At 58.1% G+C, this 23,736-nt stretch carries 18 protein-coding genes; 12 read left to right on the top strand and 6 right to left on the bottom strand.

All coding sequences use genetic code 11. The features are described from left to right. Positions 1–255: 255 nt before the first annotated feature. Positions 256–1,467 (top strand): creatinase, encoded by a 1,212-nt coding sequence (creA, locus tag QRN31_RS01495; protein WP_285429712.1) that lies wholly within the window; start codon positions 256–258, stop codon positions 1,465–1,467. A 225-nt stretch (positions 1,468–1,692) separates the two neighbouring features. Beyond that, complete coding sequence (locus QRN31_RS01490) at positions 1,693–3,033, top strand: MFS transporter (RefSeq protein WP_285429711.1); 1,341 nt, start codon at positions 1,693–1,695, stop codon at positions 3,031–3,033. Positions 3,034–3,181: 148 nt separating this feature from the next. Here the strand turns inward: QRN31_RS01490 and cahR are convergent, their stop codons facing one another. The 3 genes from cahR to QRN31_RS01475 form a co-directional block, all read right to left on the bottom strand. Further along, on the bottom strand, positions 3,182–4,198 hold the full coding sequence (cahR, locus tag QRN31_RS01485) for a transcriptional regulator CahA (RefSeq protein ID WP_285429897.1): 1,017 nt from the start codon (positions 4,196–4,198) through the stop codon (positions 3,182–3,184). Between the two features lie 264 nt (positions 4,199–4,462). Further along, positions 4,463–5,842, bottom strand: a complete 1,380-nt coding sequence (gene gabP, locus QRN31_RS01480; RefSeq protein ID WP_285429710.1) for a GABA permease — start codon at positions 5,840–5,842, stop codon at positions 4,463–4,465. Positions 5,843–5,913: 71 nt separating this feature from the next. Beyond that, entirely contained in the window at positions 5,914–6,696 is a 783-nt protein-coding gene (locus QRN31_RS01475; RefSeq protein ID WP_285429709.1) for a creatininase, read from the bottom strand. Positions 6,697–7,111: 415 nt separating this feature from the next. Between QRN31_RS01475 and QRN31_RS01470 the strand changes: the two genes are divergently transcribed. The 4 genes from QRN31_RS01470 to QRN31_RS01455 are packed head-to-tail and all read left to right on the top strand — an operon-like array spanning position 7,112 to position 11,107. Then, positions 7,112–8,239 (top strand): extracellular solute-binding protein, encoded by a 1,128-nt coding sequence (locus QRN31_RS01470; RefSeq protein WP_285429708.1) that lies wholly within the window; start codon positions 7,112–7,114, stop codon positions 8,237–8,239. Positions 8,240–8,262: 23 nt separating this feature from the next. Next, the gene (locus tag QRN31_RS01465) at positions 8,263–9,192 is read left to right on the top strand and encodes an ABC transporter permease (protein ID WP_285429706.1); all 930 of its coding nucleotides are present in this window, start codon (positions 8,263–8,265) and stop codon (positions 9,190–9,192) included. Beyond that, complete coding sequence (locus tag QRN31_RS01460) at positions 9,189–9,986, top strand: ABC transporter permease (protein WP_285429704.1); 798 nt, start codon at positions 9,189–9,191, stop codon at positions 9,984–9,986. The genes QRN31_RS01465 and QRN31_RS01460 overlap by 4 nt, the downstream gene beginning before the upstream one ends. 32 nt (positions 9,987–10,018) lie before the next feature. Next, the gene (locus QRN31_RS01455) at positions 10,019–11,107 is read left to right on the top strand and encodes an ABC transporter ATP-binding protein (protein ID WP_285429703.1); all 1,089 of its coding nucleotides are present in this window, start codon (positions 10,019–10,021) and stop codon (positions 11,105–11,107) included. 88 nt (positions 11,108–11,195) lie between these two features. Here the strand turns inward: QRN31_RS01455 and QRN31_RS01450 are convergent, their stop codons facing one another. After that, on the bottom strand, positions 11,196–12,113 hold the full coding sequence (locus QRN31_RS01450; protein ID WP_008156370.1) for a LysR family transcriptional regulator: 918 nt from the start codon (positions 12,111–12,113) through the stop codon (positions 11,196–11,198). A gap of 269 nt (positions 12,114–12,382) precedes the next feature. Between QRN31_RS01450 and QRN31_RS01445 the strand changes: the two genes are divergently transcribed. The 4 genes from QRN31_RS01445 (at position 12,383) to pgm (ending at position 18,690) form a co-directional block, all read left to right on the top strand. Continuing rightward, complete coding sequence (locus tag QRN31_RS01445) at positions 12,383–13,405, top strand: zinc-dependent alcohol dehydrogenase family protein (RefSeq protein ID WP_222586895.1); 1,023 nt, start codon at positions 12,383–12,385, stop codon at positions 13,403–13,405. A gap of 559 nt (positions 13,406–13,964) precedes the next feature. Beyond that, positions 13,965–15,443, top strand: coding sequence for a hypothetical protein (locus tag QRN31_RS01440; RefSeq protein WP_285429693.1), 1,479 nt, complete (start codon positions 13,965–13,967; stop codon positions 15,441–15,443). A gap of 67 nt (positions 15,444–15,510) precedes the next feature. Continuing rightward, entirely contained in the window at positions 15,511–16,911 is a 1,401-nt protein-coding gene (locus QRN31_RS01435) for an aminotransferase-like domain-containing protein (protein WP_285429691.1), read from the top strand. 132 nt (positions 16,912–17,043) lie between these two features. Next, positions 17,044–18,690 (top strand): phosphoglucomutase (alpha-D-glucose-1,6-bisphosphate-dependent), encoded by a 1,647-nt coding sequence (gene pgm / locus QRN31_RS01430; RefSeq protein WP_285429690.1) that lies wholly within the window; start codon positions 17,044–17,046, stop codon positions 18,688–18,690. 139 nt (positions 18,691–18,829) lie between these two features. Here pgm and QRN31_RS01425 read toward each other — a convergent pair whose 3' ends face one another. Continuing rightward, the gene (locus QRN31_RS01425) at positions 18,830–19,525 is read right to left on the bottom strand and encodes a pirin family protein (protein WP_285429689.1); all 696 of its coding nucleotides are present in this window, start codon (positions 19,523–19,525) and stop codon (positions 18,830–18,832) included. A gap of 279 nt (positions 19,526–19,804) precedes the next feature. Between QRN31_RS01425 and QRN31_RS31505 the strand changes: the two genes are divergently transcribed. Beyond that, entirely contained in the window at positions 19,805–22,279 is a 2,475-nt protein-coding gene (locus QRN31_RS31505; protein WP_285429688.1) for a UvrD-helicase domain-containing protein, read from the top strand. Positions 22,280–22,334: 55 nt separating this feature from the next. Here the strand turns inward: QRN31_RS31505 and QRN31_RS01415 are convergent, their stop codons facing one another. Then, a complete protein-coding gene (locus QRN31_RS01415) occupies positions 22,335–22,610 on the bottom strand; it encodes a DUF1652 domain-containing protein (protein WP_027923219.1) in 276 nt (91 codons plus the stop codon). 260 nt (positions 22,611–22,870) lie between these two features. On the opposite strand from QRN31_RS01415, the gene QRN31_RS01410 reads away from it, so the two are divergent. After that, on the top strand, positions 22,871–23,686 hold the full coding sequence (locus tag QRN31_RS01410; protein ID WP_285429687.1) for a nuclear transport factor 2 family protein: 816 nt from the start codon (positions 22,871–22,873) through the stop codon (positions 23,684–23,686). The last annotated feature ends 50 nt before the right edge of the window (positions 23,687–23,736 follow it).

The raw sequence follows: 23,736 nt of genomic DNA, 5'->3' as shown, positions 1-23,736 counted from the left end.
CCCTGAGAGGCCGTCAAACCGCAATCGCGAGCAAGCTCGCTGCAATGCCCCCGCCAAGTCACCTTCATCGGTGTTTGCCGGGGGCATTGTCGTTTCTGCCGGATCGCTTTTTGCGTCACGTTGGCAAAGAGCGGATCTGATCAACTACAGGTCGGATTCGCGCAAAAAACCTCACCTTGCATCTGTTCGAATGATCCTCAGCGGCCCGCCAGAGTGGCGCTTCCCGTCGATCAATCACTGACAAGGATAAACGCTATGCAAATGCCAAAAACCATCCAGATCAAGAACGGCGAAAAAGTGACACCGACGTTCTCGGCTCAGGAATATGCCAATCGCCAGGCCAAATTACGGGCGTATCTGGCTCAGAACAATATCGACGCGGCAGTCTTCACGTCCTATCACAACATCAACTACTACAGCGATTTCCTCTACTGCTCGTTCGGTCGCCAGTACGCCTTGGTCGTGACCCAGGACAGTGCCGTGACCATCAGCGCCAACATCGATGGCGGTCAACCTTGGCGCCGGACCATGGGCACTGAAAACATTGTCTACACCGACTGGCAGCGTGATAACTATTTCGTCGCGATCCAGCAAGCGTTACCCAAGGCCGGGCGTATCGGCATTGAGTTCGACCATTTGAATTTGCTCAACCGCGACAAGCTGGCCAGTCGTTACCCGCAGGCCGAACTGGTGGATATCGGCGCGCCCTGCATGCGTATGCGCATGATCAAGTCCGCCGAAGAACACGCGATCATCCGTCATGGTGCCCGCGTGGCAGACATCGGCGGCGCCGCCATCGTCGAAGCCTTGCGTGATCAAGTGCCGGAATACGAAGTGGCCCTGCACGCCACCCAGGCGATGGTGCGCGAGATTGCCCGCACGTTCCCTGACTCCGAGCTGATGGACACCTGGACCTGGTTCCAGTCCGGCATCAACACCGACGGCGCCCATAACCCGGTGACGTCGCGCAAGGTCAACAAGGGCGACATCCTCAGCCTCAATTGCTTCCCGATGATCGCCGGTTACTACACCGCACTGGAACGTACCCTGTTCCTGGATCACTGTTCAGACGAGCATCTGCGGTTGTGGGAAGTGAACGTCAAAGTGCACGAGGCCGGTCTGAAGCTGATCAAGCCGGGCATGCGCTGCTGCGATATCGCCCACCAATTGAACGAGATCTTCCTGGAACACGATCTGCTGCAATACCGCACCTTTGGCTACGGCCACTCCTTCGGCACGCTCAGCCATTACTACGGCCGCGAAGCCGGGCTGGAATTGCGCGAAGACATCGACACGGTACTGGAGCCAGGAATGGTGGTGTCCATTGAACCGATGATCATGCTGCCCGAAGGCCTTCCGGGTGCCGGCGGTTATCGTGAACACGACATTTTGATCGTCAACGAACAGGGCGGGGAAAACATCACCAAATTCCCATATGGCCCGGAACACAACATCATCAAGAAGTAAGGCCTGGCGCCGCACAGTGAACCTGTGCGGCGTTTTGCGTTAAGGAGTGGCAAAAAATCTTCCCGGTGGCTCAGGTAAACCGGAAAAAACAACGCCTGCACGCCAAAAGCGCGCAGCCTCTACTGACCCTTAACCCTGCCAAGTAAAACAATAGAGGGTATTTGTCATGTTCTTCGTCCCGACTTCTTTTCTCGACAACCGCGCCTTTCACACCGGAGGTGCCCAATGAGCACCCACAGCGCAAGCCTGACGCCGACCCTGGCGCAAAAACTTGAACAGACCGCCGAGCGCAAAGCCTTGCGGCGCGCAGCCAGTGCCAGCTTCATGGGCAACTTTGTCGAATGGTTCGACTATGCGGCCTACGGCTATCTGGCCACCGTGATCGCGTTGACCTTTTTTCCGCAGACCGACAAGGCGAGCGCGCTGCTGGCGACCTTCGCGGTGTTCGCGTTGTCGTTCATCGTTCGCCCTTTAGGAGGCTTGGTCTGGGGCCACTTCGGTGACAAGTACGGGCGGCGCAGTGCGTTGTCCTGGTCGATCCTGATCATGTCGATCTCGACCTTCTGCATCGGCATCCTGCCGACTTATCACCACATTGGTCTGTGGGCACCGGCATTGTTGCTGCTGATTCGCTTGTGCCAGGGCTTCTCCGCCTCGGGTGAGTACGCCGGGGCATCGGCCTTTCTCGCCGAGTACGCCCCCGAGGGCAAGCGCGGTTTGTACACCAGCATTGTTCCGGCGAGCACGGCGGCCGGCCTGTTGTTTGGCGCGGTGTTCGTGGCGGGGCTGCATGCGTGGATGAGTGTCGACGACCTGCACAGTTGGGGTTGGCGGCTGCCGTTTTTGCTGGCCGCGCCGTTCGGGCTGGTGGGGCGCTACATCCGCATGAGTCTGCAAGACACGCCCAAGTTTCTGGAGATGGAAAAGCGCCTGGAAGCGAAGGAGTGCGCGACCCACGCCCCCGTTCGCGAGTTGCTGACTGTCCATCGGCGTAGCGTCATGATCGGTATTGGCGTGACCTGCCTGAACGCCGTGGCGTTTTACTTGCTGCTCAGCTACATGCCGACGTACCTGTCGACCGAAATGGGCATGAGCGAGCGTGATTCGTTCCTGGCGTCGACAGTGTCGCTGGCGACCTACATCGGCCTGATTTTCCTGATGGGTAAACTGTCGGACCGATTCGGCCGCAAGACCATGTTGCTGACCGCCTCGGTGCTGTTCCTGGCGCTGACCTTTCCGCTGTTCGGCATGCTGGAGAACCAGCCGCTGATTGTGATCTTGATGATCCAGATTGCCTTCGGCGCCATCCTGGCGATGAACGACGGCACCTTGCCGTGTTTCCTCGCCGAGATATTCCCCACCCGCGTACGCTTCAGTGGCTTTGCCTTCAGCTTCAATATCGCTAACGCGGTGTTTGGCGGCACCGCACCGTTTATCGCGACCTGGCTGATTCAACTGACCGGCAACAAAATGGCCCCGGCCTGGTATTTGTTGGCGGCAGCGGCGGTGGCGTTGGTTGCCATGCTGGCGAGTCGGGAGACGGCGCATAAGGCGTTACAAGACTGATCTGCACTCGGCGCGTTGAAGGACGCCATCGCGGGCAAGCCCGCTCCCACGGTTGACCGAGTTGTCCAGGAGGGCACCGTTCAATGGGGGGGGCGGGCTTGCCCGCGAAGAGGCTTGCTCAGGCTATCTCAATGTCGAATGCCGGCACTCAATGCACCGCCGCCACTTGCTTGCGCTCACCAATGGGCGATACGCCGAAGAAGCGGCTGTAGCACTTGGAGAAATGCGCTGGCGAAACAAAGCCGCAGGCGAGGGCGATGTCGCGCACTTGCGACTCACTGCGCAGCAATAACTGTCGAGCCCGTGACAGGCGCAGTTCCAGATAGTACTGGCTCGGCGTGCGTTGCAGGTGCTTGTGAAACAGCCGTTCCAGCTGCCGCACCGACACCTCGTTCAAACGCGCGAGCTCCTCAAGGCTCACCGGCTCTTCGAGGTTAGCCTCCATGATCGCCACCATCTGGCTGAGCTTGGGCTGGGAGGTGCCCAGTTTTTGCCGCAATGGCACCCGCTGTTGCTCCTGCGCGCCCCGCACCCGATCGCACAACAACAGCTCGGCTGCATGGGCCGCGATGTCCCGACCACCCGGTTCGCGGGCAATCAATTGCAGCGTCATGTCCATTGATGCGACGCCACCGGAGCAGGTGTAGCGATCCCGATCCAGCTCGAACAGCTGGTTGGAAATGATGATCCCCGGGAACCGCTCCTTCAGCGCTTCGATGTCTTCCCAGTGAATCGTGCAGCGATAGCCCTTGAGCAAATCGGCGCGCGCCAATAAATGACTCCCGGTACAAATCCCGCCCAGCGGCACCTGGTCATGTGCCAGCTTGCGCAGCCAATTGAGCAACGGTCGGCTGCTGTGGTTGGAAACGATCGGGTTGGAGCCGACAACGAACAGAATGTCGAGCTTCGGGGCGTCGTTGATGGTGTAGTCGGGCAGGATGCGCATGCCATTGCTGGCAGTCACCGGATCCAGGGTGGCGGCGATGATCACCGTACGGAACATCGGTTTGCGCGCTGCCATATTGGCCATGCGCAAGGTCTCCACGGCGGAGGCGAAGCCGATCGTGGTGAAGTTGGGGATGACCAGAAAACCCACGGTTTTTACCGGTCGTTGTTCATTAGCCGAACGTCCTGCAGCGGGTTTCGCCACTTGGAGTTTCGCCATCATTACCGCTCCTCAACTGCAAAAGTGACGCGCTCTTCGGCAAGCCGCCGACTCGGCAACATCATCTCGTTTTTATGGTTGTCGACCCTGCTGGCGGGCATGGGGATATTACACCGTGTCCCGGATCAATAGGCATATCGGGGAAGAAGAAGGGGGAGAAAGAAAGTAAAAAAACGGCCCGCTCATCGTGGGGAGCGGGCCGTAAAGAGGTGAACGGTCAATCGGTGGCGCGGTAGGTCAAAGAAGGTCCAAGGGTTTAGGTGTTCACGCCAGTTCAGCGTTGCGCACCGTGCTCTTCCTGGCGTTGAAAATGGCACTCATACAGACGATGGACAGGGTGAGCGCACCCGTGGCAATCACTTCCATGCGGTGCTCGGGCAAAATCAGCATGACAATCAGGATGCTCAAAATACAGAAGATAACCAGGTAGCTGAGCCAAGGGTAAAACCACATCTTGAAGACGATCGGTTGTCCCGATGCATTCATCTTCTTGCGAAGCACCAGTTGAGAAACGGCAATGGCCAGATAGACCAGCAGTGCAACCGCGCCAGAGCTGGCCAGGAGGAAGGAGAACACTTCGTCGGGGGCAAAATAATTCAGTGCCGTGGTCAGGAAACCAACCGCAGTACTGGCCAGCACGGCAATGTAGGGCACCCCTGAAGCAGAGGTCTTCTGCAGGATTCGAGGACCATCCCCGCGCTTGCTCAGTGAAAAGACCATGCGTGACGCCGTATAGATGGCTGAGTTAAGGCAACTGGCGACCGCAATCAGGACGACGATATCTACAATCATTTTCGCGTGTGGAATGTTCATCAACTCAAGCGCTCTCTGATAAGAGCCGACTTGCATCAGCATCGGGTCGTTCCAGGGCACGATGGAGATGATGAGGAACACCGAGACGATGTAGAAAATCCCCATGCGCCAGACGACGGAGTTGGTTGCGCGGGTGATCTGTTTGGAAGGGTTTTGCGATTCAGCCGCGGCAATGGTGACGATTTCCGTGCCCATGAAGCTGAACACGGTGGTGAGCATGGCACCGACAACGGCGGACATGCCGTTGGGCATGAAACCACCGAACTCCTTGCTTAATTGAACGACGCCACTGACGTTCGTATCCGGTAACGCGCCGGCCAGGGCCAGCGCGCCAAGCGCGATAAACCCCAATACCGCAATGACTTTGAGCATGGCGAACCAGAATTCGAACTCGCCATAACGAGCGACACTGAACAGGTTGGTCAATGTCAGCAGGCCGGTGACGGCAATCGCGAACTCCCAGGTTTGTATCGAGGGAAACCAGGCATGCAAGATCGCGGCGGCGGCAATGGCTTCGATGGGAATGACCAACACCCAGAACCACCAGTACAACCAGCCAATGGTAAAACCGGCACTGCGTCCCATTGCCCGCTCGGCATAGGTGGAAAATGAGCCTGTATCAGGCGATGCGACGGCCATTTCTCCCAGCATGCGCATGACCAGCACCACCAGGGTGCCGGAAAAGATGTACGCCAGAATGGCGGCCGGTCCTGCGGAGGCGATGGCGTGGCCTGAGCCGATGAACAGGCCGGCACCGATGGCACCGGCAATGGACAACATGGTGACGTGACGCTGCTTGAGGCCTGGGGCCAGAGTTGAGCTGCTGGACATGAGACTTACCCTTTTTATTATGCTTTGGAGGGTTGACGGCGGTTAGGTGTTTTGGCGCGTCCTTGTGCTCGTTATGTCTCTAAATAAAAAGCCTCTCGTACGGCGGCGCTGATACCCGCGACGCAGACTTCAAGAATCAACTCGCCTTTCTCGCGACTCGAACCTTTAGGGGATGACAGGGTTCCGCAGGCAGGTGTGCGCTCCGGGATGATGGGGAAGACGTCGTAAGGCGGGAAGGTCGCTGGCGGGTGATCGACGGCACGGCTCAGATCGACCTTGTCGGGGTGAAGAGCGAGCATCAAGGACGTTTCGAAAATACCGCCATGTTCTATATCCCAGCCGAGGAAACCATCGGGATACAGTTTTGCGATGACGCCAGGATCGTTAACGAAGTCCCAATAGGACAGCACCACCACTTTGAAGTCATCGATGCCGCCGTAACGAAGTTCACGCAGCGCAAGGTCGATGCCCTCGACGATGAACATCGAGTTTTCATAGTGACCATTCATCATCACCAGCTTGCGTGCGCCGTGGCGCGCCAGTTCTCTGATGATGTCCTGCACCGTGTGGGTCAACGTGGCGCCATCGAGACTGGTCGTTCCAGGAAAGTGGTTGCCGCCTCCCGATTTCTGCTGGGACTTGTAGCCATACGCGAGTGCAGGCAGCACCAGGCCGCTGACGGTGTGTGCGACCGCTTTGCATATCGCGGTCGGCAGCAGAACATCGACCTCCATGCACATGTGATGGCCATGCTGCTCAAGTGCACCCACTGGCAGAAAGATCGGGCAGCCGGTAGCGACCTTCTCGGCGTACTCCGGCCAGGTCAGCTCTCCAATAATCACGCTGTTGTTCATCTACACACCCTCTGAAAGTGATTGACCGCTGGGTGACTGCTCACCGGTGGATGGGGGCCGTTTGCCTGCTGTCTGACCCGCCTTTTGGAGGGCAGGAATCACAGGTGGCGCGTAAAACAATTCGATCAGAGGGGGAGGGTGCCGATTTGTCTAAATCCGACCCGTAATTGACAAAACGTCCTTCGTTTTGTCGTTTGTGTCCGGTTATCGGACTGGGATTAGCCGCTTTTGGGTGAAAAGGTGCCGGGGTCGGATCTGACAAAGTCCGGGTCGGACGCGTACAAAAAAGGGTGATGGCGATCTGCTGCAATGCATCACGTCAGCCAATGGAGCTTGGGGCTGGCAGCGGCAGCAGGAGGCAACGCAAAAGGATGAAACGGACAGAGGCACTTTCCATCACCCGGGAGAGACAATAATGAAAAATCGCATCGACCTTTCACGCCGTACTTTTCTCAAGACCACTAGCGTCCTGGCAGGCACGGCTGCGCTTAGCGGTCTCCTGCCTTTGAGAAGCTTTGCCGCAGCGGAAAAAGAACTGGTCATCCTGGCATGGGCCGGGCACGCCGAACCGGACATCGTCGCCGATTTCGAACGCCAATACGGGGTCAAGGTCCGGGCCAAGTACTACACCGGTGGCGACAACATGCTGGGGCTGATCGCGCAATCCCCGCCCGGCACCTTCGATTTGATCCTGTCCGACGCCGAATATGTCCAGCAACTCAACGCCGCCGAATACATCGAACAACTCGACCCCGCAGACTACCCCTTCGACGACTTCTACCCGGAATTCCGGCATTTCCCCGGTCACTGGCAAGGTGACAAGCTCTATTCGGTGCTGATTCGTTTTGGCTTTCTTGGCATTGCCTACAACACCCAGCTGGTTCCCGAAGCCAAAGTCCGCAGCTATGACGTGTTCTGGGACCCCAGCCTCAAAGGCAAGGTCGGGCACTTCGACTGGCACCTGCCGAACCTTGGACAGATCAGTTTGCTCAATGGCAACGCGCGCCCTTACGACATCGATGCCGCGCACTGGCAATCGGTGCAGCAGAAGATGATGAGCCTGCGCCCGCAGATCGGCGGCTTCTTCGATTACGGTGGCACCTTTTCTTCGCTGAAAAACGGTCAGATCCATGCCATGTGCGGCATCGGCGACTGGATTACCGGTGTCTTGCAGCGCGCTGGCGCACCGGTGAAAACCGTGCTGCCGCAGGAGGGCGGGTTGCAATGGACGGAGTCCTACTGCATCGCCAGAAAAGCCCACAGTCCGGACCTGGCGAAGAAGTTCATCCAATACATCACCTCACCGCAAGGCCAGGTCAAGTCGGCGAAGATGGCCGCTTATCCCGCGCTCATCCCCAGCAAAAAAGGCTGGGAGCTGCTGAACCAGACCGATCCTGGCGAAGCAAAGCGCCAAGGCATGGTGCTCGGTCAGCGCAACGTCATGGATGACATCCGCGATGGTCGCATCAAGTACCGCGAGCTTCCGATCCAGCAGGGCCTGGAGGATTGGAACGACTTCTGGTCGCAATACAAGGGCGCTTGATGAGACGCGTGGAGGTGGTCGCAATGCTTTCAGACAAGTTAAAGACTTCGCCGCCGGTGCTCACCGATAACGCGGCTGGCGAGACGTTGATGCGTCAGGGTTCCGGCAAAAAGGTGTTCCGCATGCCTTGGTACGGCCTCAGCTTCTCGATGCCGATCCTGATCTGGCAGTTGATCTTCTTTTTATTCCCGCTGGCATTCCTGGTGGCGATCAGCTTCTGGGTGGTGCGTAACTTCCGAATGGTGCCAACGTTCGAGTGGCTGAACTGGGGCTATATGCTTAGCCGTGGCTTTTTTTGGGACGCCTATGTTCATACCCTGGCGATGGCGGCGGGCGCCACCGTACTGATCAGTCTGGTGGCGTTCCCCTGCGCCTACACGATCGCCTTCAAGTTCCGCGAGTCGACGAAGCAGTTGCTGGTGTTGCTGCTGATCACGCCGTTCTTTACCAGTTACCTGGTGCGCACCTATTCGTGGCAGGTGTTCCTTAGCGACAACGGCATTTTCAACGCCGCGCTCGGGCTGCTCGGGTTGGAGCCGATGGCAATGCTGAACACCGCGTTCGGCACCTATATCGGCTACTTCACGCTGTGTCTGCCACTGGTGGTATTGCTGCAACTGTTCAGCCTGATGTACATCGATCGCTCGTTGATCGAGGCGGCGCACAACCTCGGCTGCGCACGCCTGCAAACGGTGTGGCGGGTGGTGATTCCGTCCGCGCGAATCGGCATTGTCGTCGCGGCTCTGTTCTGCTTCATCCTGACCTTCGGCGATTTCGTCAGCCCGCTCTATCTGGGTGGGGGGCAGCCGCCGACATTGAGCACCTTGATCACTGACACCACCAAGTCCGGTCAGCAATGGCCGCGTGCAGCGGTGATCGCCACCCTGATGATCGTGACGCTGCTTATCGTGGCCTTTGGCGCGGTTCGTTTCGCTTACCGGAGGCGCGCATGAACGAGCATCGATTGATCAACTTCTTGCTGCGCAGCTTTGTCGTCCTGGTGTTCGTTTTCATCTTTACGCCGATTGCCGGCAGCTTCGTATTCTCGTTCAACATCGACCGTTTCCCGTCGTTGCCATTGGGTGGTTTCAGCCTGCACTGGTACGAAACGATCGCTGCCGATCCGGCAGTCTGGCAGGCGTTCAAGAACAGCCTCACGGTGGGCGTGGTGGTGTCGCTGGTATCGACCGTGCTTGGATTCACCGCGGCCTACACGGACTATCGCTACCGTTTTTTCGGCAAGTCGATGTACATGGCGCTCGCGATGCTGCCGCCCACTATTCCGGTGGTGATCATGGGGCTGGCGATGCTGGCTTTCCTGTCGCGGGTCGGACTGTCTGGCGAGATCTATGCGGTGATGATCAGTCACATCGTGATGTGCGCGCCGTTCGCGATGGCGGTGATCAGGATGCGTTTGGCGCAGATGGACCCCAACATCGAGGCCGCTGCCTGGAACCTGGGGGCCCATCAATGGAAGGCCATGCGTCATGTGATCCTGCCATTCACCGCACCGAGCCTGTTCGCCGCGTTGTTTGTGACCATGGCCGTGTCCTTCGATGAGTTCGCCGTTGCCTGGTTCGTGTCGGGGCTTAACGAGACGGTGCCCGTGCGCATCCTCAACACCTTGCAGGGGCAAGTGAGCCCGACCATCAACGCGATCGGCACAATCGTCTTCATTACGACCATGACGCTGGTGATTCTGGCGCAACTGCTATTGATGCGGCGGCGCAAGCCGGCACGCGCCTGATACCGCCCTGACACTCTTTCGAGGATTCAGCCATGACTCAACCGCTGGTGGTATTCGACAACGTGGTCAAACATTTCGGCAGCTACCAGGCCGTCGAACGCATGAACCTGGAAATTTACAAAGGCGAGTTCGTCGCGATCATGGGGTCGAGCGGCTGCGGCAAGACCACAACGCTACGCATGCTGGCCGGCCTGGACAAACCCAGCGAGGGCGAAATCCGACTCAACGGCGAGCGCATCAACGACCTCTGCTCCTGGGAACGGGAGACGCCGCTGGTCTGGCAAAACCTGGCGCTGTTCCCGTTTCTCAACGTGCTGGAGAATGTGGAGTTTGGCCTGCGGATGAGGGGCATGGCCAAGGCCGAGCGCCGCAAGAAAGCGTTGCTCTGGCTCGAGCGGCTGGGATTGCAGGACTTCGCCACGCGCGATATCAGCCTGCTCTCGGGTGGCCAGCGCCAACGGGTGGCGCTGGCCCGTTCGCTGGTCACAGAACCGCCGATCCTGTTACTGGACGAACCGCTGAGCGCGCTCGATGCTCACTTGAGCGTGCGCATGCAAGGCGTGCTGACCGGGCTGCAGAAAGACCTTGGCATCACCTTCGTCTACGTCACCCACAGTCAGTCCGAAGCCTTTTCGATGGCCGATCGCGTTGTGATCATGAGTCAGGGCCGGGTCGAACAGATTGGCTCGCCCCAAGAAGTCTTCCTAGAGCCACACAACCGTTTCGTCGCCGAGTTCGTTGGCGGCAAAAACATTCTTGGCGGCACTGTCGTCGGTTTCGATCATGGGGGATTGGTCCGTCTCGATTCGCCGCACGGAGGGTTTCTGGCAAGGCTGCCGGAGGGTAAGTCGGTGGCGCCCGGCGAGTGCGTCACCGTCTGTGTCAGTGCCGAGCATATCGATTTGACTGCACAGCCTGTGCGACGCAACCGGCTCGCCTGCACCGTGGTCGGTGAAGAATTCATCGGTTCGATGGTCAATATCTACCTCGAAGCCAGCGACGGGCTCGAACTGCAGGTGCAGAAACCGCACGCCGATTACAACCTGCTTGGCATCCACAGCGGGCAAAAAATCTTCGCTGAGTGGGAGGGCACACATGCGCTGATTCTGCGCGGTGACTGAATATCGGGCAGGCAAGCTGCTGGCGGGTGGGTATACCGTTGAACCGTGGCTCAAGTGATGAGCCACGGTTCAACCGGATTGGCGCGGCTTATGCCAGGCTGTCCGGGTCGCCAAAGAACATCTGAATCCTGGATCTGAGCCAACGCTCACCCGGGTCATTGTCCTGCGACCCGCGCCAGGCCATGTGCAACTCAAAGCTGCGCACCGGCAGCGGCGGGTCTTCAGCCCGCACACCACCGGCCGCCGTCAACGCTTCAGCGGTGTAGTCCGGCACGGTCGCGACGATGTCGGTGCCGCTGATGAGCGTGCTGAGCCCGTTGAACTGCGGGACCGCGAGCACCACATGACGTTTGCGCCCGAGCTTTTCCAGTTCTTCATCTATAAAGCCGCTCAGGTCGCCGGCGAATGACACCAGTGCATGTGGTCGCGCGCAGAAATCGTCCAGGCTCAATGGCCCGGGCACCGTGTCCGCCCGCAACAGCTTCGGCATGCTGCGACGCAAGACTTTTCGCTTGGCGTTGGCCGGCAGGTCGGCGGTGTAGCTGACGCCGATGGAAATTTCGCCTGAGGCGAGCAGGCTCGGCATCAGGATGTAGTTGGCCCGACGCACCACCAGCACGATCCCCGGTGACTCGGCGCGCAGGCGCTTGAGTAGCATCGGCAGCAGGGCGAACTCGACATCGTCCGACAGCCCGATGCGGAACACCGCCGTGCTGGTTGCAGGATCAAATTCCGCCGCACGGCTGACCGCGGTAGAAATCGAATCCAGAGCTGGAGAGAGCAGGGCGAAGATTTCTACCGCACGGGCGGAAGGCTCCATGCTGCGGCCGGTGCGCACAAACAATGGATCATCGAACAGCCCACGCAGACGCGAGAGCGCCGCGCTGATGGCCGGCTGGCCAAGGAACAATTTCTCCGCAGCACGGGTCACACTGCGTTCGTGCATCAATGTTTCAAAAACGATCAACAGGTTCAGGTCGACACGACGCAGGTCATTACGATTCATCTGGAGTCCTGGCAGAGTCATCAAGCTTGACGAGAGCAGCCATATGAGAACAATGGCCGGCATGAATATTAAGGGCAAAGGCTGCTACTCTGCACCGAGTAATTCAGTTTTTCCAAGAAAGGCTGCTTCGGTTTTCATGACATTTGCGAATGTCACCGTCGCTGCGGAATCAATGACAGGCATGTCGACTATTAATAGCCACTGATAGTCTTGGGTAGAAAGCCCAGATAGAGTTCAGGGCATTAGAGGTTTCTTTGACGAGGTTTGCGATGTCCCGCACGATCCGTTTTCACAAGTTTGGTCCAGCCGAGGTGCTCAAATGCGAAGAGCATGCGGCCGCTCTCCCTGCGCCGGGCGAAGTGCAGGTGCGCGTCGAGGCGATTGGCATCAGCTGGTACGACATTCTCTGGCGCCAGAACCTGGCCTCATCCCATGCTCGTCTGCCTTCGGGCCTTGGCCATGAAATGGCAGGCATCGTGACGGCGGTCGGCGAGGGCGTCGATGACTTGGCAGTCGGTGACAAAGTCGCCAGCTTCCCGGCTGAAAGCCCCAACGACTATCCGGTCTACGGCGAGCAGATCGTGCTGCCACGCTCGGCACTGACCCGCTACCCTGACGTGCTCAGCCCGATCCAGGCCAGCGTGCATTACACACCGCTGTTGATTGCCTACTTCGCCTATGCCGATCTGGCGCGGGTAAAACCAGGGCAATTCGCCTTGGTGACAGACGCCAGTCACTGCGCCGGTCCGTCCTTTGTACAGTTGGGCAAGGCGTTGGGTGTGCGAGTGATTGCCGCTACCAAAACGGCAGAGGAACGTGAATACCTGCTGTCGCTGGGTGCCGAAAAAGTCATTGTCACGGAAGAAGAAGATCTGCTCATGCGGATCAACAAAATCACTGACAACCGCGGTGTGGATGTCGTGTTCGATGGCCTTGGCGGTCCGCAGATGTCGCTACTTGGCGACGTGCTCGCACCGCGCGGCAGCCTGGTGTTGTACGGCCTGCAAGGCGGTAATCAGACGCCATTCCCGGCTTGTGCGGCGTTCCAGAAGAACATTCAGTTCTTCGTGCACTGCATCGGCAACTTCACCGGCAAGCCGGAACTGGGCATCATCCAGGACCAGGTCGCCTTGCAACGTGCCTTGCGCGACATCAACCAGATGACCGCCGATGGCGTGCTGCTGCCACTCAAGACTCGGGTCTTCCCTTTTTCCGAGTTTGTCGAGGCACACCGCTACATGGACGAATGTCCATGCCGCGAACGGGTCGCCCTCCAGGTCGAACCTGCGTAACACGCCTGAAAAAGTCCGTGCTTGCACGGACTTTTGCATCTCCCCCCGCCGACACCCTGAGACACCCTTCAATCAGTGAGGGGACGGTTCAGCAACTGAACTGGTTTTTGCTCTCAATCTGTATCTTCTAATCATCATGTAAGCCCCGATAATTGAATGATTACTTTCATCTCAAGGAATGAGCCATGTCCGGGTATCGAACAGGTACTTCTCAACGCGCTCTGGCAATACAAACTCGACAAATAGTCTGTTATCGATCAGTTGGCGAAAACCCAAGGGTAACTTCTTTCTTTATTTATCGTGCTACTTGTCTGTGGGACGCTGTGGGACGTTTCCTAGGATCTCCCATGCAGGGGCAAGATGCCTGCGCTGCGGGGGTTTGCTGAAAACTCTCGCCAAAATGGCATCTTGCATCGCGATATCATTTCAAATAATTACTAAAAACTAAGTGTTAGCATTTGATATTCAGCAAAACACTCTAATCATGCCAGGCAACCGATTGCGCATTGCATAGAGTTGTTTGCGTGATATCGAATCTATGAGTAACAGGTAAACAATGATGACCCATACCCATGATCAGGCAATGAACTATGTTTATCAGCAAGTATTGCAGCGATTGCTGAGTTTCTTTTCACGTGCCGAACGTACCGCCTTGCAACTCATGATTCAACGCCTGGTGGTGGCCGCCGGCGGCATGGAGCGTATCGGCGATTACAAGGTGTTGGCGGTCCAGTCCGGGACTCGCGACAGTTGTTACACCCTGGCGCTGCTGCGCGCGGCGCAATTGAGCATTGCCGGCCGTGCGCCGGCGACGTTCCAGTTGAGAGTGGCGACCTTGCGCTCGAACGGGGCAAGCGCCATGGCCCTTGAAAACATCCATCGCACGTGCAGCGCGTTGTTTCTCTACGACGATCCCCGGGTCGGCATGCTGATGGTCGATAACCGTGAAGTCCTGCCGTTCAATCACCTGGCGCCGATTTCCGATGCCGGTCGCGAGTCCAATCGCCTCAATCTGTTGATGGTGGGGCATCGCCGTGACAGCAACGGACCGCTCGATCTATGGGACGAAGGCTATCTGGCAACCGGCGAATTTTACGGACAGATTGCCCGTTGGGACCGAGGCGTGGACGCACTGATCAGCAGTGAAACGCCTGGTCAACAAAAGCAGTTCCTGGAAAGACTGAACCGTGCGGCGGTAAGGGCAGGTCTTAAAGCATTACACCCGCCTGAAACAGGTTTCGAAGAGCTGTTCTCCCGGCTCGATGAAATAGGCGGCGATTACTACCGCGAGTTTTACCCGCAAGGTGCACAAGCCGTGTGGCGTCCAGCGGAGCGTTTTGAGGCTTGCCGTCGTACAACGTTCATCGATATTCACGACATGCTGGTCAGCAACCTGGAAGAGCGTTGGCCACTGCTCACCGATTTCCTCAGGTTCCAGCAGGACGAACTCTCGGTTCAGCTCCGCGATAACGAATACGTCAGCCTGACGATTTGCGCACACCTGCGTGGGTTGCAGAGTGGCTTCGTTGAGGGCCGCAGCTACGAAACCGGCGTCGCCGAGTACGTGCAACGGACATTGGTCCTGATGCGCCGCAAACAGATGCCCGAGCGCTTTTGCGAGCAGGTCATGGAAAGGCTTGGCAACCCGGCGGCAACGGCAGACCAGCGTGCGCTGGCCTCGGCCGAGGCGCAAAAAAGCCTTGGATTGACTGAATCTCAGCTGGTGTGTTTGTTGTTCGCGCCCTTTGTCGATAACGGCGCGTCGCTTGAGCGTTTCCTGCGCCAGTGTCACCCCGGCATGCTCGTCGCCTTGCCCGATCTGCACCGGGCGATGCAGGGTTATCCGGCTCCCGAGCAAGTGCTGCAATGGATGGTCGACGTCAGCGGTTTGCCCGTCAGCCTGATCGCGACGCTTTACCGCATGGGGCCGGTGGCCGCAGTACCTGACGCGGAAGCAGACCCTACGGTCTCGCACGCAATGACGCCGGATATCGATGCTGATGGCTCGGTGCCAGTCGAACGGTCTACGGGCCGTTGAAAGTGCCTGGTTTGGCAGTTTTCACCCAGGGGCGCCGCGCTGCGCGTACCGTGCTCGGCCATTTCCCATGAAGGGGCCGCGAGAAACCGACTTCGCTTACCAGGCGGTGTACCGCTACCTGACGAACCTGATCAGCGAGCCGGTCAGCGACGCGCGTGTCCGTCTTCCTTCGCTGCGGCAATTGGCGGACCGTCTTGGCGTATCGATCTCGACCATTCAGTACGCCTACTCGCTGCTGGAAAAGGAAGGGCGCGTGTACTCGGTCGCAAAATCCGGTTACTACGCGTTGCCGGTGTCGTCCGTTCGCCCGCTCAGCAGTGGCAATGACCTGCTCGAAACGCTCTATGTGAATGCCAGGCGCCCGGGAATGCTGGTCTTGAGTGCCGATGAACCGGCGTTACTGCAACCCCTGGACAGCCCGCTGTTGCTGCTTGAGCGAGAACTGTTGCGCCAGTATCCACGTCAGCCGCAACCGGTGTCACAACCCTGCGGTGAACTGGAACTGCGCGCCGCCCTTGCGGCACGCTACACCTCATCTCCGGCGCGCTGCTGGCACGCCGACGATGTCTATATCGGCGCCGATTTGCGTGGTGTACTGGAAATACTGATCACCGTGCTTTGCCTGAAAGAGGCCATTGTTGTGGTCGAGTCGCCCTGTGACTGGGCAATTCTGCGTCTGCTCCAGGACGCCGAGGTTCAAGTCATCGAGCTGCCGTTGCAAGCCAATGGCAGTCTTGACCTGGAGCGGCTCAAGCAACTGCTGGAGACCGAACCGGTTCGGCTGGTCATGCTTTCATCTGGTCTCAACATGCCGCGTGGCAGCGTCGCTTCCCACAGCAACCGGCAGTCAACCGCCCAGTTGCTTGAACGTCATGGCAGCTGGGTGCTGGAAAATGACAGCCATGGCGAACTCGAATTCGAGCCCGACGGTCAGCGGTTTCGCGATTTTCTGGACCCGGATCGACTCATCGTGTTTTCCACTTTCGAAAAAATCATCGGGCCTGAGGCGCCTTATGGCTATTTGCTCTCGCGCCAACTGCATGCCGAACTGCAGCGGCATTTTTTGCTGCGCTCGTTCCGCCTGTCGCCGATCCGCCAGAAAGCCATCGCACGGCTGTACGGCAATGGTCGCATCGATCAGCACTTGATGGTTCTGCGCAGGATGCTCAAGGACCGCAAGGTGCAGATGACCCATCTGCTGCAAGAACGCCTGGGTGATGCATTGCACTTCGTCGAGCCTCAGGGCGGGGCGACAGTGTGGGTACGGTCATTGCGCCCCGTCGATGTCCGCCGGGTATTCCAGCGCCTGCTCAACCATCAGGTGGTAATCGCACCGGGAGAATTGTTCAGTCTCCAGGGGCTGCATACACAGCACCTGCGATTGAGTCATAGCTTTGGAGGCGATCATGACCTCGCGGCGGCAATGGGCCTGCTGGGCGACGCCTTGCGTCTGGAATCGATCGATTGAGCCAAGCCGCTAGCCGTTCCTGGCCTGTGGAGGTGGATAACATCATGCATGGGATCGATAACGTCGCGCTGCGGTCAAACTGCCAGTAAACTGCGTTCCTATTCCTGAACCACTCTATCCCAGAGGTTTTGCATGACAATCAGTCCTTTTGCGGGCAAACCGGCACCGGCAGAATTGTTGGTCGACATCCCGCGACTGGTAACGGCCTATTACACCGGCCAGCCTGATGCCTCCATCTCGACCCAGCGCGTTGCCTTTGGCACGTCCGGCCACCGAGGCAGCTCGTTCGACCTGAGTTTCAACGAATGGCACGTTCTGGCAATCAGCCAGGCGATCTGCCTGTACCGTGAAGCCCAAGGCATCGATGGCCCGTTGTTCGTCGGCATCGATACTCATGCATTGTCCACGCCGGCCGGTGCCAGCGCCCTGGAAGTGCTGGCGGCGAACGGTGTTACCGTGATGATTGCCGAAGGCGATGAGTACACACCGACCCCGGCGATTTCCCACGCCATTCTTTGCTACAACCGTGGCCGTACTTCCGGCCTGGCGGACGGCATCGTCATCACGCCGTCCCACAACCCGCCGCAAAGCGGTGGCTACAAATACAACCCCACCAACGGTGGACCGGCCGATACCCACATCACCAAGTGGATCGAAGCCAAGGCCAATGAGCTGCTGACCAACAAGCTGGCCGGCGTCAAACGCATCAGCTACGAGCAGGCCCTCAAAGCCAGCACCACGCATCGCCACGACTACCTCAACACCTATGTCGCCGACCTGATCAACGTGATCGATTTCGACGCCATCCGTGACGCGAAGCTGCGTCTGGGTGTCGATCCGCTGGGCGGAGCAGGGGTGCGCTACTGGTCGGCGATTGCCGAGCATTACCGTCTGGACCTGGACGTGGTCAACAAACAGGTCGATCCGACGTTCCGCTTCATGACAGTCGACTGGGACGGACAGATCCGCATGGACCCTTCCTCCAGCCACGCCATGCAAGGCCTGATCGGCCTCAAAGAGCGCTTTGACGTAGCATTTGCCTGTGATCCGGATCACGACCGTCATGGCATCGTGACGCCATCCGGTGGTTTGCTCGCGCCGAACAGCTACCTCGCGGTGTCCATCGATTACCTGTTCCAGAACCGTCCGCAATGGCGCGCCGACGCGGCCGTGGGTAAAACCGTGGTCAGCAGTGGCTTGATCGATCGCGTGGCCAAGCGTTTGGGACGGCGCCTGTACGAAGTGCCGGTCGGCTTCAAATGGTTTGCCGACGGTCTGTTTGACGGTTCTCTGGGGTTTGGCGGCGAAGAAAGCGCCGGCGCATCGTTCCTGCGCAAGGACGGCGGTGTCTGGAGCACCGACAAGGACGGTTTGATTCCGGCCTTGCTGGCCGCAGAAATGACCGCTCGCACCGGCCGCGACCCGAGCCAGGCCTACCGTGCATTGACCGACGAGCTCGGCGAGCCGTTCTCGGTACGCGTCGATGCCAAGGCCAACCCTGAACAGAAAGCCTTGCTGAGCAAGCTGTCGCCCGATCAGGTCACCTCGACTCAACTGGCCGGCGAAGCGATCCAGAGCATCCTCAGTCACGCCCCGGGCAACGACCAGGCCATTGGCGGCTTGAAAGTCATGACCGAGAACGGCTGGTTCGCGGCGCGTCCTTCCGGGACCGAAGACATCTACAAAATCTACGCCGAAAGCTTCGTGAGTGACGACCACCTCAAGCAGTTGGTGGCAGAGGCTCAAACACTGGTAGACGGCGCGATTTCTTCGAAGTGATTGAGAGCGGCCCTTCGCTCCCACAAGGACTGCGCAAAACCCTGTGGGAGTGAGCCTGCTCGCGATAGCGTCACCCACATTTATGAACGAAAAAAGGGCGACCATACGGTCGCCCTTTTTTTGTCCGACGTTTACAGCCTCAAGCCAGGTCCACCAACACGATTTCACTGTCCTCGATCGCGGTGACGCGCAACACCTGCTCATCGGCCACTGCGATACCGTCTCGAGCTTGTGCGCGCAAGCCATTGACTTCAATGACGCCGGTGGCGGGAACCAGGTAAGCGCGACGGCCTCCGTCCAGACGGTATTCGGCAGTTTCACCGGCTTTAAGGTTTGCTGCCACCAACCGTGCGTCGGCACGGATCCGCAGGCTCTGATCATCACCGGCCTTGCCACTGGCCAGGGTCACGAACCCTTCACGCTGGCCTTTCGGGAAAGGCCTTGCGCCCCAGGACGGTGCCAGGCCGGACTCGTTAGGGATAATCCAGATCTGGAAGATCTTGGTTTCGCTCGTTTCCAGGTTGTATTCGCTGTGGGCGATGCCGGTGCCCGCGCTCATTACCTGAACGTCACCTGCTTCGGTGCGGCCCTTGTTGCCAAGGTTGTCTTCGTGGGTAATGGCCCCTTCACGAACGTAGGTAATGATTTCCATGTCGCGGTGCGGGTGTTTCGGGAACCCGGTGCCGGCGGCAATCACGTCGTCGTTCCAGACCCGCAGGTTGCCCCAGTTCATGCGTTTGGGATCGTGGTACTCGGCGAACGAAAAGTGGTGATGCGCATCCAACCAGCCATGATGGGCGCCGCCCAGGGAGTTGAAAGGTCTGAGTTCAAGCATGATCGTCTCCTGAAAAGGTTCGTCATGGGGCAGAGCGCCTGAGCCACGAAACTAGAACCGGTGGTTGATGACGAGCATCTTCTATCAGTCACCCATCGATAAAAAGCGTAAAAAGTGCCTCAATAAGATCGAATATATCGATGTTGAATAACGTCGAAATAGTCTCATCCAGCCTTCACTTCATCGCATAAGCCAATGACCTGTAAGCATTTCACTAGAACTCAAAGACAAATACAGACACCATAACCGCAACAGCCTCACACCCTGGAGTCAGTCCGCGTGCCGCAACACACCCCCGATCTTCCTCCCGAACTCCGTCCATTGGCCGAGATGCCGCTGCTCAAGCGCCTGGCCGCCCGATTCTTTGGCCATGGCCTGACCCGCTTGCGCGCTCAGCACCGGGCGTCCTGGTTGCACGGGCAAGCCGACGGTTTTCGCAGCGGGCACAGCGCCGGGGTGGATTACGGCTATAAAGAAGGAAAGCTCGAGGGGCTGGAAGAAGGTCGGCAAGTACTGTTGATTCGCGATTCGCGCTCGACCGAACACCGGCCGCCCAACGTCGATGACAATCTGTTCGATGATTGGCGCTTGCCACTCAGCGCCGACGTGAAGAAGCGCATGAAGGCCGATGTCGCTCGTCTGCTGCCACCGCATGCGCAACCCAGCGTCGCCCAGTGGAAGATGATATTCAGTGATACGCCTTCGACCTCGGTGATCGCCGGGGCGGGCGCGGGCAAGTCGACGACGTTGGTGTTGCGTATCTTGCTGCTGACCCATTACCTGGGTTTCGAACTGGGCTCGATGACCGTCGTGACCTTCACCCGTGAGTCGCGCAAAGACTTCATTAATAAGCTGATCGAGCTGTTTGCTATGTGGGGACGGATGTTGAGCCTCAAAGAGGCGCGAGACCTGGTGCGTACCTTTCACTCACGCATCCTGCCAATGGTCCGCAGCCTGCCAGGTTTCGAACGCTTGCAAGCGTTTGAGAACCTCAGCAATCGCCCGCAGAACGGTGATGAAGAGGTCGATAGCAATCCTTTCGACCTGCGAATCAACGACGCTCAGCGCCAGCAACTCAATGCCTGTTTCCACAGCCTGCACACTCAAGATGAGCGTTTTCGCGAACTGATCAAGCCGTTGTCTCGGCATGCCTTGCAACTCAAGGAGCTGGAACGCGATCACCCCGATGTGCAGAAGCGCATGGCGGTGACCGAGTTGGCTGCCAAACGTGATGAAGAGCTGTGCGACACAATTGAAGACCTGTGGTTTCGCGCTGGCGCCTGGCCAATCAAGGGTATCGAACCCAATCGCCAGACATTCGACATCAACGGCTCGACGTTCCATTGCCACGGTTACATCCCGACCCTGGACGCTTGGGTAGTGCTTGGGTTCGACTCGGGGGAAAATCCGCAGCTCAGCCGTCCGAATGCCAAGTTGACGGTCCGCGCAGAATGGGCGGTTAAGCGCACCCTGTTTCAAGCTTTCTGTCGTAAGCCTTTGATATGGCTTGATAGTTATGAGTCTTCGAAGCGCGTATTAGCCTCATTGGCCGGTGATGCCAGCGCCGGACCTGGCTTCGACTACAAGGTCAAAGGCGAGCTCGGATCGGCGCCGTTGCTGGACTGTTTTGTTGCAACCGCCGGGTTTATCGAAAACCTGGGGCTGGACGTGCCGAACGCCGTGGCTCAGATGAGCTTCGCCAAAGACGATCCGGACCGGTTTTTCTTCGAGGCCTTGAGCCTGTTCTGGCGTGCCCTGGAAGATCATCTGCTTGATCAAAAGCCACCGGTGATGACCTACAACCGGATGTTTGCCTTGTTCAGCGAGCATTCACCGGAAAACCTGAAACTGCTGAGTGATGAGCAGTTGAGGCCTTTGTCGCATTTGATGATCGACGAATTTCAGGACGTTTCGCCGCAGATTGTTTCCTGGATTCGTGCCAGCCTTGCCGAAATCCGCAGTCGCGGCCCGGCGATGCACGTCGGACGCGGTGCGCAGCATTCGTCGCTGCTGTGTGTCGGCGATGACTGGCAGTCCATTTATGGTTGGCGTGGCAGTTCACCGACGTACTTCATGGAGTTCAACAAGCAGTTCCTGTCGCCGAGCACCACCAAGGTCATGCTCAGCGACAACTATCGCAGTCATCAATACATCATCGATGCCGCCGAGCACATCGTCCGCGCAGCCCCGGCGATCGCAGGCAAGAAGGCTAAGGCGAGTGGCGAAGCCAAGGCCGTGTTGCCGGTGAATGTCATGGATCGAGACGACCAAGGCATGGCCCAGCTCCTTATCGAGCACTACCGGCGGGGCGATTCGATCTTGATGCTTTATCGAAAAAGTAGCGATAAGTTATTGATAGAACAACATATTCAGTCTGTAGTTAATGTTGATTCTAGCTTGCCGTACGAAGCGCGCCGACTGAAACAGCTGACCTATCACAGCGCCAAGGGCCTGCAAGCGGACGCGGTTTTTCTGCTGGGTGATTGCCAGCACCTGACACTTTCGCCTTACAAGAACCAGGTCTACCGCATGGCTGGCCTTGGCAAGGCAGGCGACACTGAGCCCTATGACAACGCGCAGAAAGACGAGATTCTGCGTCTGGCCTACGTGGGCATCACGCGTGCAGTGAGTCATTGCTACTGGTATGTCGACGGTCAGGACACTCAGGCTGCGAACATGCCCAAGGCGTCCGATCGCATCGGCAAGGGCAGGCCGTACTTCGCGGATCATCGTCGAGGGCAAACCCCGGGCTGACCCGTCGCCCACAAAAAAGCCCACATAATGTGGGCTTTTTTTGTGGGATTGGCCTTCAGGCGTAACTTCTGAGGGCCACGGGTGGAATGAAAGCCTCAAGCTCGTCTTCGACGGCTTCGATTATTCGCTCTACATCCGCGGCATTCATGACGGTTGCGCAAGGAATGCCTGCAATGGCGATCATGGTCTCGCCACTGGCGCGGTCAAACAGACGGGCAATCATGCTGCCCGGCGCATCCATGCTCGCCTCGAATCCCATGGGATGAAAATGCCAGCGCATCAGCTGGCAGGCGTTTGGAAATGTAACTTTGCTGAAAGAACCTTTATTCATATGTTGCCCGCCTTCTTCATCGAGCGCTTCCATTAGCTCATGTTAGGAGGGAAGAACCTTCAATGGCTCAACCGGTGACTGCCTTTAAAAGTAGCATCGAGATGTGAAAGTCATGTGATTTTTTCAGTCCGTTTGGCGATTGCCAGCGGATTTTTTGATGTGGATCACGTGTCGGACGGGTCTGGCGTTGGGCTGATTCCGACCATTTATTGATGCTGAGACAGAATTTCGGCAAGCTCGCTTTTTTTGTCGAGTCCTTTATGCACGCCGATGATGATGGCCCGCTGCAAACCCAGACCACGGGCGAGACGGTCATGCGCTACCACTTGTGCTGGAAACACCGGGATCTGGATGGCGTCATGGCGCTTTATCACCCGGACATTCAGTACAACGATTTTTTCCAGAATCGAGTCATGGGTCTCGACGAACTGCGCCAGTACGTGCGTGACAGCATGCCGCGCAATCCGGACGAAGCGCTTGAACACTCGGATCGCATTCGCCTGGACGGCAACACCGCGTTTATCCAGTACCAAATGACGTTGCGCGGCAGCGAGGGACTGGTGTCGTTCCGTTCCAGCGAGGCAATCACGGTGAGGGACGGTTTGATCTGGCGCGTCAACGAATACGCCTCGCTGGTGCGCGAACTGTCGCAAAGCCATGCGGCGGCGAACTTGCGTCCGGCGGCCAGTCGCCTTGGGCTTTCACCGCGCCAGTTGAGTTTCATGGCGCAAGACCTGCAACAGTATTTCGAGCGACAACAGCCTTATCTGGACCCCGAACTCGACCTGCAGCGGGTGGCGAAGGAGTGCGGCTACAGCCGTAATCAGATTTCCTACCTGCTTAATCAGGTGCTGGGGCAGAGCTTCTACCGCTACGTAAACCGGGCAAGACTGCAACATTTGCTCAGCGCACTGGATGCCGCCACGCCCCCCGTGCGTATCGATGAGCTGGCGTTTGCCGCCGGTTTCAATTCGTTATCGGCGTTCTACAGCTGTTTCCGCCAGCACACCGGTTTGTCACCCAAGGCCTACGCCAAACAAATTTCTTTGCGTGCACGCGCGCAAGACAGTCCCTGAGCCCACGCACTAGGATCGACGCCATCGAAGTTTGAGTGGCGGAGTCTGGC

The sequence above is a fragment of the Pseudomonas sp. fls2-241-R2A-110 genome, from assembly GCF_030209165.1.
In the GTDB taxonomy this organism is placed as follows: Bacteria; Pseudomonadota; Gammaproteobacteria; order Pseudomonadales; family Pseudomonadaceae; genus Aquipseudomonas.
Note: the sequence above shows the minus strand (reverse complement) of the source record. Positions and strands in the feature narration are given on the sequence as shown.

Bases quoted from the DNA above. Each gene is read 5' to 3' on its own strand.
- QRN31_RS01455 (WP_285429703.1), top strand. From the start codon at position 10,019: ATGACTCAACCGCTGGTGGTATTCGACAACGTGGTCAAACATTTCGGC.
- gabP (WP_285429710.1), bottom strand. From the start codon at position 5,842: ATGTCCAGCAGCTCAACTCTGGCCCCAGGCCTCAAGCAGCGTCACGTC.
- QRN31_RS01450 (WP_008156370.1), bottom strand. From the start codon at position 12,113: ATGAATCGTAATGACCTGCGTCGTGTCGACCTGAACCTGTTGATCGTT.
- pgm (WP_285429690.1), top strand. From the start codon at position 17,044: ATGACAATCAGTCCTTTTGCGGGCAAACCGGCACCGGCAGAATTGTTG.
- QRN31_RS01465 (WP_285429706.1), top strand. From the start codon at position 8,263: ATGCTTTCAGACAAGTTAAAGACTTCGCCGCCGGTGCTCACCGATAAC.
- QRN31_RS01435 (WP_285429691.1), top strand. From the start codon at position 15,511: ATGAAGGGGCCGCGAGAAACCGACTTCGCTTACCAGGCGGTGTACCGC.
- QRN31_RS01425 (WP_285429689.1), bottom strand. From the start codon at position 19,525: ATGCTTGAACTCAGACCTTTCAACTCCCTGGGCGGCGCCCATCATGGC.
- creA (WP_285429712.1), top strand. From the start codon at position 256: ATGCAAATGCCAAAAACCATCCAGATCAAGAACGGCGAAAAAGTGACA.
- QRN31_RS01470 (WP_285429708.1), top strand. From the start codon at position 7,112: ATGAAAAATCGCATCGACCTTTCACGCCGTACTTTTCTCAAGACCACT.
- QRN31_RS01410 (WP_285429687.1), top strand. From the start codon at position 22,871: ATGCACGCCGATGATGATGGCCCGCTGCAAACCCAGACCACGGGCGAG.
- QRN31_RS01490 (WP_285429711.1), top strand. From the start codon at position 1,693: ATGAGCACCCACAGCGCAAGCCTGACGCCGACCCTGGCGCAAAAACTT.
- QRN31_RS01475 (WP_285429709.1), bottom strand. From the start codon at position 6,696: ATGAACAACAGCGTGATTATTGGAGAGCTGACCTGGCCGGAGTACGCC.
- QRN31_RS01415 (WP_027923219.1), bottom strand. From the start codon at position 22,610: ATGAATAAAGGTTCTTTCAGCAAAGTTACATTTCCAAACGCCTGCCAG.
- QRN31_RS01460 (WP_285429704.1), top strand. From the start codon at position 9,189: ATGAACGAGCATCGATTGATCAACTTCTTGCTGCGCAGCTTTGTCGTC.
- cahR (WP_285429897.1), bottom strand. From the start codon at position 4,198: ATGGCGAAACTCCAAGTGGCGAAACCCGCTGCAGGACGTTCGGCTAAT.
- QRN31_RS01440 (WP_285429693.1), top strand. From the start codon at position 13,965: ATGACCCATACCCATGATCAGGCAATGAACTATGTTTATCAGCAAGTA.
- QRN31_RS01445 (WP_222586895.1), top strand. From the start codon at position 12,383: ATGTCCCGCACGATCCGTTTTCACAAGTTTGGTCCAGCCGAGGTGCTC.